Annotated in this window: 9 protein-coding genes, 1 tRNA gene and 1 pseudogene; 4 read left to right on the forward strand and 7 right to left on the reverse strand. The window is 41.8% G+C overall.

The features are described 5' to 3' along the window. Positions 1-33: 33 nt before the first annotated feature. Positions 34-486: a MarR family transcriptional regulator gene (locus C0582_04490; GenBank protein ID PLX29789.1), complete on the forward strand. Its 453-nt coding sequence runs from the start codon at positions 34-36 to the stop codon at positions 484-486. Here C0582_04490 and C0582_04495 read toward each other — a convergent pair. From C0582_04495 to C0582_04520, 6 genes are read right to left on the reverse strand one after another with little or no spacing between them, the layout of a single operon-like run. Further along, positions 483-1,271 carry a hypothetical protein gene (locus C0582_04495; protein ID PLX29790.1) on the reverse strand — a complete coding sequence of 263 codons (789 nt, stop codon included), beginning with the start codon at positions 1,269-1,271 and terminating at the stop codon, positions 483-485. The two genes, C0582_04490 and C0582_04495, sit on opposite strands and share 4 nt — an antisense overlap. A 7-nt stretch (positions 1,272-1,278) precedes the next feature. After that, the gene (locus tag C0582_04500; GenBank protein PLX29791.1) at positions 1,279-1,506 is read right to left on the reverse strand and encodes a hypothetical protein; all 228 of its coding nucleotides are present in this window, start codon (positions 1,504-1,506) and stop codon (positions 1,279-1,281) included. Positions 1,507-1,509: 3 nt separating this feature from the next. Then, the gene (locus C0582_04505) at positions 1,510-1,857 is read right to left on the reverse strand and encodes a hypothetical protein (protein PLX29792.1); all 348 of its coding nucleotides are present in this window, start codon (positions 1,855-1,857) and stop codon (positions 1,510-1,512) included. Between the two features lie 27 nt (positions 1,858-1,884). Beyond that, positions 1,885-3,375: a hypothetical protein gene (locus C0582_04510; GenBank protein PLX29793.1), complete on the reverse strand. Its 1,491-nt coding sequence runs from the start codon at positions 3,373-3,375 to the stop codon at positions 1,885-1,887. Further along, positions 3,372-3,803 carry a hypothetical protein gene (locus tag C0582_04515; GenBank protein PLX29794.1) on the reverse strand — a complete coding sequence of 144 codons (432 nt, stop codon included), beginning with the start codon at positions 3,801-3,803 and terminating at the stop codon, positions 3,372-3,374. The genes C0582_04510 and C0582_04515 overlap by 4 nt, the downstream gene beginning before the upstream one ends. Next, positions 3,800-4,183, reverse strand: a complete 384-nt coding sequence (locus tag C0582_04520) for a hypothetical protein (protein PLX29795.1) — start codon at positions 4,181-4,183, stop codon at positions 3,800-3,802. The genes C0582_04515 and C0582_04520 overlap by 4 nt, the downstream gene beginning before the upstream one ends. A 167-nt stretch (positions 4,184-4,350) precedes the next feature. Here C0582_04520 and C0582_04525 point away from each other — a divergent pair. The 3 genes and pseudogenes from C0582_04525 to C0582_04535 all read left to right on the forward strand — a co-directional run bounded on the left by C0582_04525 (position 4,351) and on the right by C0582_04535 (position 6,992). Next, positions 4,351-4,442: transfer RNA gene (locus C0582_04525), tRNA-Ser, on the forward strand. Positions 4,443-4,671: 229 nt separating this feature from the next. Beyond that, a pseudogene (locus C0582_04530) lies at positions 4,672-6,130 on the forward strand (sodium-independent anion transporter). 10 nt (positions 6,131-6,140) lie between these two features. Further along, positions 6,141-6,992: a universal stress protein UspA gene (locus C0582_04535; protein PLX29796.1), complete on the forward strand. Its 852-nt coding sequence runs from the start codon at positions 6,141-6,143 to the stop codon at positions 6,990-6,992. Positions 6,993-7,216: 224 nt separating this feature from the next. On the opposite strand, the gene C0582_04540 is transcribed toward C0582_04535, so the two are convergent. Continuing rightward, a complete protein-coding gene (locus C0582_04540) occupies positions 7,217-7,795 on the reverse strand; it encodes a hypothetical protein (protein PLX29797.1) in 579 nt (192 codons plus the stop codon). Positions 7,796-8,271 lie beyond the last annotated feature (476 nt).

Genomic DNA, 8,271 nt, shown 5'->3' on the forward strand with positions numbered 1-8,271 from the left:
AGCATGCCGACAAACTAGTATAAGGAAGCTGATATGTCAATTGCTAAAAAAACATCTAGTTCGCTGGGTTATACTCTTAAGAAAACGCAGCACGCATTACGACTTCAAATGGATGAAGCTTTAAAAGAGATCAATCTTACAACACCTCAATATGCCGTTCTTGCTCAACTTGAGCTTGAGCCTGGAATTTCAAATGCGGAGCTTGCTCGACGATCTTTCATTACGGCACAAACCATGCATGGCATAGTTGCAAAATTAGAGCAGCGCGGTCTTATAAAGCGAGAAAAGAGTCCAAATCATGGAAGAGTTATTTTTACAAACCTTTCAGAGAAAGGGCTTGAAGCTGTTCAAAAAGCTCATCGCCTTATTAGAGACGTCGAGAGTAAAATGATGTCAACCATTAGCCATGATGATAAAATTATTTTTGAAAAATTATTACTTGAATGCCTCAAGAATCTCAGTAGATCACCGCACACACGATACTAAACCTTTTGAGCAACGGTCATGATGCTGTAGCCAAGATCATCTTTTTGAAAAGTGTATGCATTCATTTTATACTGTTCAATCAGCTGAAAGCCATTTTTAGAAAGGATATTTCTCAACTCATCCATAGTATAAATTTGCAAGGTACATTTATTTTTAACTTTCTTTTGTTCGCCGCCTTTTTGAATAGTAAAATTATTTTCTGATGTGAGATGACCATTATTTCTATCGATTGTAGAATATCTTGTATTATCAATTATGGTTCCATCACTCGTTACTCTTCTGTCGGTCATTCTTTCACTGTCAGATTTCACAACTTCGTCAGTCATCTCATCTAGATTAAGAATATCAAAAATATATATTCCATCTTGCTTCAGATTTTTATGTATATTTCTGATAGCTAATCCAAAATCACCTTTGACAAGGTGGCCTATTGCATTATCAATGGTGATCACCGCATCAAACTTACCCATCTGTAATGTGCGCATATCGCCATTAATAAACTGAGCATTCGTGCCTTGCTCTAAAGCTTTCTCCCGAGCTATTTCTAATAAGCCAGGACTGAAATCTGATCCAGAAATCTCATATCCTAATTTTGCTAGATATAATACTTGAGCGCCAGTGCCACAAGCCATATCCAAAACAGTTCTGACACCATACGTATTTAGTAATTTTTCTATTACTGCATTTTTTTCATTTGTATAATAAATATTAGATGGCGTATCAAAATACTCAGGATATTGTTGATAAAATATGGGTAATCCTAGCTCTTCACTTTTCATAATCATCTCTCCCTTAAGTCTCTCCTCTTAGGCCTTGGATCCAGTGGGCAACGTGCTCACTAACTTTCTTTATATGGTTGTTTGTTGTATCGATCTCTTTCAGTTTAACTTTTTCAGGCCATGTTGATTCTTTGTCCCAGATAGAAAAATCCATCCCCTCCCAAGCCTCTTCTTTAATTACATGTTGCGCCCACTGGGGATCTTGTTGATGCATGCGAAGCCAAGAAGCCCAATTTAACATGCTTTAATCAGCATCATTTGGATTGCGTTTTTGCAAGCGCTGAATACGTTCAGAGTCATGAACATCGAGCAAACAAAAAAAGATGCCTTCTAACCTTACAGCTGAAGGGCAGGCAAGAATCTCTCCCAAAACAACTTGTCCAAGCAAGCAGGAATCTTTGCCCGTATCGAGTAATTTTTTCAGCCATTTTTCTGTGGTTTCTTGACGCCATTTTTTATCCGCCCCGTCAGGAACACCTATGTCATCAAAATCATAAACATTGATGTCCAGGCCCAAGAGCAACTGCAGTTCTTCCATAATAGAAGTTTTGCCACTGCCACTTGCACCACCTATGAAATAGAGTTTAGTCATTATTTATTACAACTAACATAGCTAGGATCAAAACGTATAATTCATGTATAATTGATAGCGCATCAAGCTGGGCGAAAAGTGTTCTTGAACACCCGCTGAATGGAGTTTGAATTTTTTGTATATTTCATGCATGACTTCGTTTCGTATGCTGACATTTTGGCTGACAAAGGTCTCGAGTCCACCCCCAATACCAACACCGGTCAATGTTTTTTTGCCCTGAACATTTCCTGCAAGACGGGCCGTTCCTTGAACTTGGCTTTCACGGTGAAAGCCTGAGAGGATCATGCCAGACTTTAAGTAAACCATATTGCCATGACCAAAGGTGTAGCCTCCCCTCAGGAACAGCCCCGCTGTGGGTTGGAAACGTGAATTAGCTGTTTGAATGGCATTGTTCACTTGATCATTAAGCGTTTCCTTGATGTATTTTGTTCCCAACGTTGTTGAGAGTTCCATACCATAATAATAACGTCCGTGTTGAATGCCATACCCCATGTGCATCATCCACATGGGCGTGAGCGTGGTTGATTTCATACCCCAAGAAAGCGTTGGCGCTGTAATGGAATGATTGAGGGATGTGTTAGACATGTCCAAACCGGTCCCAAGATAAAAACCAGCTGGAATTTGATAAATACCTGTGGGGCTATTGGGTCCAACACTGTCATTAAATTTATAACTTAAGGCAAGAGTATAACGATCCATGCGCGGTGAAAACTTGCCAGAACTAGCGCCCAGCTGATTGGTTAAGTTTTTACTAAAGCTTTGATACGTCAGCCGGTCATAATCCATCCGAACGCTGAAGTGATTATCAAGAGCGGTTTCCATACCAAAGCCATACAGAAACCCAGACATTCCCTGTGTGGCACTTCCCGCAAAAGCCATTCTCCCCCCGGCTGTGTCGGTGGATTTATGGCGAAATTTGCTCCCAATTCCTCCAAGACGCATGTAAACCATAGACTCAGGGCCTGCATACATCCCCAGGCGAAGCGCCGCACCGTAGCTATATTTTAAAACTGTGGTTGTTTTAAAAGCGCCTAAAGCAGCATCGGTACCACTGGAGGTGCCAGACTGACGGTTCATATCAAAGAAGAGCTCTAGACCGACATAAAATTTATCAATGTTTTCACCATACCCAACAATAAAGCCATAATTAAAGCCATTTAAGCCAGGCTGCTGGGCTGTGGTAGTGTTTGGAGCACTCATGACCAACCCAGACTGGCCCGAGGCGAATCCTGAAGTAATGGCCATATACGGCCCTCGAGAAATATCCGTATAGTTGGTTGTTCCTTTTTTATAGCGGGCTGTTTTCTTAAGATACAACGGCTTTTCTGTTTGAAAAGAAAAAGGATTCTTTGGCTTTTCTGTTTGAGAAGAAAAAGGATTCTTTTGAATAATTGTTTTTTCAGAGTTTGCATAATGCATGTGTTGCTCAAGGGGGTCTTCTTTTTCCGCTTCCTCTTTAAGGTCCGCCCCTAGGTGGATCGCTGAAGGGTCGTTTGAAGCTGTCCTGATGCTATTCATCCCTGTATTTGACCCAGATACAAAACAAAGAGAGGGTTTTGTCCCGGATTATTGATGACCTCGCGCTTTAAGATGGTGAGATCTCGATCCATGGAAATAACCAGCGTTGTCCATTTTGGATGGGATTGATCGACAAAATAACTGCTGGCGATTTGCTCAAGTTCAGGGTCAATATCAACCGTTTGCCAATTCACTTTTGGAAGTTGGATGGAGAACTGATGCGTGCGTTCATTTTCAACAACCTTAAGACGTTCCGGCTGCGATAAAGTAATGGCAATTTTAATGGTTTGATCATCGTAATCTAAATCCACACGTTTAACAGTTTGTGGAATGGTTCTTTTTTGAACAAATTTAGAAGGGAGCTTAGGCTCTTCTTGTTCTGCCTGAGGCGGTGCATCAGCTGATATTGTCAGATCCGTTTGCTTCATACTTTGTTCAGCTGGCCCTGGCACAATGATAAGGATGGTTTCAACAATGCCCTTATGCTGCCTGTAAATAACCTCTTTAACATGCGCTTCAGACGTAAAATCAACAACGATACCCCGGATTCCATCCGATAGCCTTCAACCAAGCCCTGAGCAGCCGCGTTAGAAAGAGGTGCCCGCCAACTCACATCTTCCGGGAGCTCAACCTTAATGCCTTGAGTATCTTCCGTCTTAACTTTTAATGGTTTCTTCTGATTGCTCTCAAGAATGAAGTATGTTTTCTCATCTGATCCAGAAAGAGTCACGGTATTAATAACCATTTCAGCAGAGAGATCTGGTGCAATAAAAAGCAAGAGAGCAGCCAATAAAACCAGTGATCTCATGAGTTTTGCCTTCCTGATTAAGCTATAACTTATTCAGCATATGTGAGATCAGGCTTGAATTCAAGAAAATCTAGCTCAGCTCACTTTTCCAGCAAGCGCATTTATAAATAAAAAAAACATGGATTTTTATGTTTTAATTCCCTAGATTGATTTCAACTTTCTCTATTGGAGGGGTGGCCGAGCGGTTGAAGGCGCACGCCTGGAAAGTGTGTATACGGTTAACGCTGTATCGAGGGTTCGAATCCCTCTCCCTCCGCCATTAACTTAAAACGAACTTCGGGCGGCACACCAGAACTGGGAAGGAGCTGGAAATGTATACCGAACCTTCAGCCTAGGTATCGTGTATTATAGTTCTTTTCTAGCGTGATCAAATGATGTCAGGCTTGAATAAGCATCTATTATCAAGCGTCGTCTCTTAAGAAAACCCTGAAACAGTCGAACTTAATGGAGCATATAAGAATGCGAGCATCAGCTTTAGAACACATAAGATACACTGGTTAGGCAATATTAAGAACGACCTGCTTGCAGGGACGGTTGTTGCCCTTGCGCTTATCCCTGAGGCGATTGCCTTTTCAATTATTGCTGGCGTTGATCCTAAAGTGGGACTTTATGCTTCATGTTGTATTGCTGTGGTAATTGCCTTTGTTGGGGGGCGTTCAGGCATGATCTCTGCCGCAACAGGTGCAATGGCTTTGGCAATGGTAACACTTGTTAAAGAGCATGGGCTGGAATATTTATTGGCTGCAACCATCCTGACGGGTGTGTTTCAAATAATTGCCGGAATATTTAAATTAGGCAGTCTCATGCGTTTTGTATCACGATCTGTTGTCACAGGGTTTGTGAACGCGCTCGCTATTTTGATCTTTTTGGTACAATTATCAGAATTCGAGGGGGCGGGCATCATCATGTACGCCATGGTTGCCCTGGGGCTGGTCATTATTTATATCCTGCCCCGTTTTACCAAAGCCGTACCATCGCCTTTGATCTGCATTGTTGTGCTCACAGTGCTGAGCATGGCACTGGGGTTAGATTTAAGAACGGTGGGAGATATGGGTCAATTACCCGACACAGTGCCTATGTTCCTGCTGCCTAATATTCCCCTGAACCTTGAAACACTGACGATTATTTTACCATACGCCTTAACGCTGACCGCGATTGGTTTGCTTGAGTCTCTTATGACCGCCACAATCATTGATGACTTAACGGATACCCCAAGTGATAAAAATCGTGAATGTAAAGGTCAAGGTATTGCCAACATCGTCTCTGGTTTCTTTGGTGGAATGGCTGGATGTGCGATGATTGGACAATCCGTTATTAACATCAAATCCGGGGGTCGTGGACGTTTATCAACATTGTTTGCTGGCTTGTTTTTACTGTTCTTAATTTTGATGTTAGGAGATTGGGTGCGCCAAATTCCAATGGCCGCGCTTGTTGCCGTAATGACCATGGTCGCCATCGGAACATTCAGCTGGTCTTCAATTAAAAATTTAAAAACCCACCCAAAAAGCTCAAGCCTTGTCATGATGGTAACGGTGGCTGTTGTCGTCTTGACCCATGATCTCGCTATTGGTGTGTTCGTTGGTGTTTTGATGAGTGCGCTGTTCTTTGCCCGTAAGGGCCCACCTGATGGAAATCACCTCAACGCTGTCAGACGATAAACAGCACAGAACCTATACCGTTTATGGCCAGGTGTTTTTTGCATCTGCAGATAACTTCACAGATGCTTTTGACTTTAAAGGAGTTGTTGAAAAAGTTACCATTGATGTCAGTCAGGCACATTTCTGGGATTTATCCGCCGTGGGCGCTTTGGACAAAGTTGTCATGAAATTCCGACGCGAGGGAACAGAAGTTGAGCTTATTGGCATGAATGAAGCCAGTGCGACAATCGTGGACAAGCTCGCTATTCACGATAAGCCAAATGCGCTTGATCTGCTGCTGAAACATTAAGGAAAATAAAATGACAAAATTACTCGTATGTGTAGATGGCTCAGCTTATGCCGATAACATCACAACCCATGCCGCATGGGCAGAAAAGCGCATGGATGCTGAAATAGATTTACTTCATGTTCTGCGTCGTCATTCTGATTATAACGCATCGTCTACAGATCACACAGGAGCCATTGGTATCGGAGCCAGAAGCGATCTTATGGACGAGCTTGTGAAGATCGATCAAGAGCGTGCCAAGCTTGATCAGCAAAAGGGTCGTCTCATTCTAGATCATGCAGCAGAGGCCTTGAGAAAGGCCGATGTACAAAAAATTAACACGATCCACCGGCGCGGCAGCCTATCTGAAACAATCAAAGAATTTGAAAGCGCCGCAGATATGATCTTTATCGGCAAGCGCGGGGAACAAGCCAATGCTGAATCAGAATTTCTTGGCTCTAACCTTGAGAAAGTGGCCCGAAGTGTTCACAAGCCTTTGTTCCTAGTTTCGAGTTACATGCGCCCCATTCACAAATTCTTGATTGCCTATGATGGAAAAGAGAACGCCAATAAGGCCATTGAGTTCACTTGCACATCGAATCTGTTGAAAGGGCTTGAGTGCCATCTCATCACTGTTGATCAGGGGGCTTCCATAGAGACGGCATCCGCCATCAAAAAATTAGAAGAAGCGGGCTATAAAGTTGTCAAACACACTGAAAAAGACGGGCACGTTGATGACGTGATTAAGGCTTATGTAGAAGCGAAAGAAATGGATCTTTTATTAATGGGGTCTTATAGTCATTCACGCATGAGGACAATGCTCTTAAGAAGCACAACAGCCCAGTTGATTAAATCCTGCCATGTTCCGGTTATGGTGTTCAGATAAAATGTTCTACAACGATGAGCATTTCTAAGAAATCCAAAAACGGGATTCGAACTCCCTTCGATTATTAAAAAGCCATTTAAGCGAATAGGATAATAAGAAAGAAACATTGATTAACAGAGAGCCCAAAGCAAATAACCTCAATAGCCACCCCTTGGTTTATATAAGATTAAAGTTCGCGGCCGCGAACTTATAGAAAATATGTAAAGCTCCTCAAAGAACTCTTTTTAAATTAACTCCCGATAGTGCTTCATCTTCTCTTCGAAAAGTTCTTTATTCTCAACATACTGCTTATATACCGCTATTTGCTCTTGAATAGGCCGTGGTGTAAAAGGGTTAATGACGTCCACTTTTCTTCTCTTTATTGCAGTGCGTTCTGATCGGGGTGTCATGGGAAGGTAGAAAATATCATTACAAAGAAAGTTCATAAAAGGTTGTAATATTTCGTACTGTCCCTTGAAGGCCCCTGAGTCGACATTTTCATTAATATGTCCTAAACCAAAGTGTAGGGGGAAATCATCTAATTCATAGTGTAAATGACCTGTTTTTTGTTTTTTGTGAGAGCATCTCGGTAGTTGGTCAAAAAGTGTTTTAAGGGCGCTGTGTTTGTATTGTGTTTTCCCATTTTTCTTGAGTTCATGATAGGCCTTAGAAAAGGGAATCATATGGGTTGTATAAACCTGATGCATTTGAACGAGATGACCTTCCATCTCGGCATCACTTGGAAAATTTGAAGGTAAAGCAATAGCTTGATCACAACAAAAAAGTGTCAAAAATAAACTCAAGCGATAGAGCAACGGTTTCATTATAAAATCTTTTCTAAGTATGTAAAAAATATATCGCAACTCCCTTAAATAAAATATCCCGTGAAAACCCCATAATCATGGAAAGTTTTTGCGGCGGCAAACTCAGAAACGGGCATTTTTTTCTCTAACTTAGAGGTGGTGCAATACCTCATGCATGAACATCAGGCCGGTTGCATTAAAATTAAAAAAGTTTTAAACTTGCACCAGGGAGCGGCCTTAACCGAGTTATTTTTGAGAAAGGCCTTTTCTTAGATGCAAGCCTATCTGCCGCTGATTTTGAGACAACCTTGAAACGACAAGGATTGCTTGTATAAATTTGAATTTTTTTGATTTCTTATTTTTTGAGTGCTAGAGTTCAAGCTATTAAAAATTGAGAATACTGATGACCTCTCTTTCTTCTAACTACACACTTTCAGTAATTGGCCTGGGCTATGTGGGGCTGCCGGTGGCGGTTTCTTTTGGCAAGGCTGGATATA

This window comes from Alphaproteobacteria bacterium, assembly GCA_002869105.1.
GTDB lineage: Bacteria > Pseudomonadota > Alphaproteobacteria > UBA7879 > UBA7879 > UBA7879.

Bases quoted from the DNA above. Each gene is read 5' to 3' on its own strand.
- C0582_04510 (PLX29793.1), bottom strand. From the start codon at position 3,375: ATGAATAGCATCAGGACAGCTTCAAACGACCCTTCAGCGATCCACCTA.
- C0582_04515 (PLX29794.1), bottom strand. From the start codon at position 3,803: ATGAAGCAAACGGATCTGACAATATCAGCTGATGCACCGCCTCAGGCA.
- C0582_04535 (PLX29796.1), top strand. From the start codon at position 6,141: ATGACAAAATTACTCGTATGTGTAGATGGCTCAGCTTATGCCGATAAC.
- C0582_04505 (PLX29792.1), bottom strand. From the start codon at position 1,857: ATGACTAAACTCTATTTCATAGGTGGTGCAAGTGGCAGTGGCAAAACT.
- C0582_04500 (PLX29791.1), bottom strand. From the start codon at position 1,506: ATGTTAAATTGGGCTTCTTGGCTTCGCATGCATCAACAAGATCCCCAG.
- C0582_04495 (PLX29790.1), bottom strand. From the start codon at position 1,271: ATGATTATGAAAAGTGAAGAGCTAGGATTACCCATATTTTATCAACAA.
- C0582_04520 (PLX29795.1), bottom strand. From the start codon at position 4,183: ATGAGATCACTGGTTTTATTGGCTGCTCTCTTGCTTTTTATTGCACCA.
- C0582_04490 (PLX29789.1), top strand. From the start codon at position 34: ATGTCAATTGCTAAAAAAACATCTAGTTCGCTGGGTTATACTCTTAAG.
- C0582_04540 (PLX29797.1), bottom strand. From the start codon at position 7,795: ATGAAACCGTTGCTCTATCGCTTGAGTTTATTTTTGACACTTTTTTGT.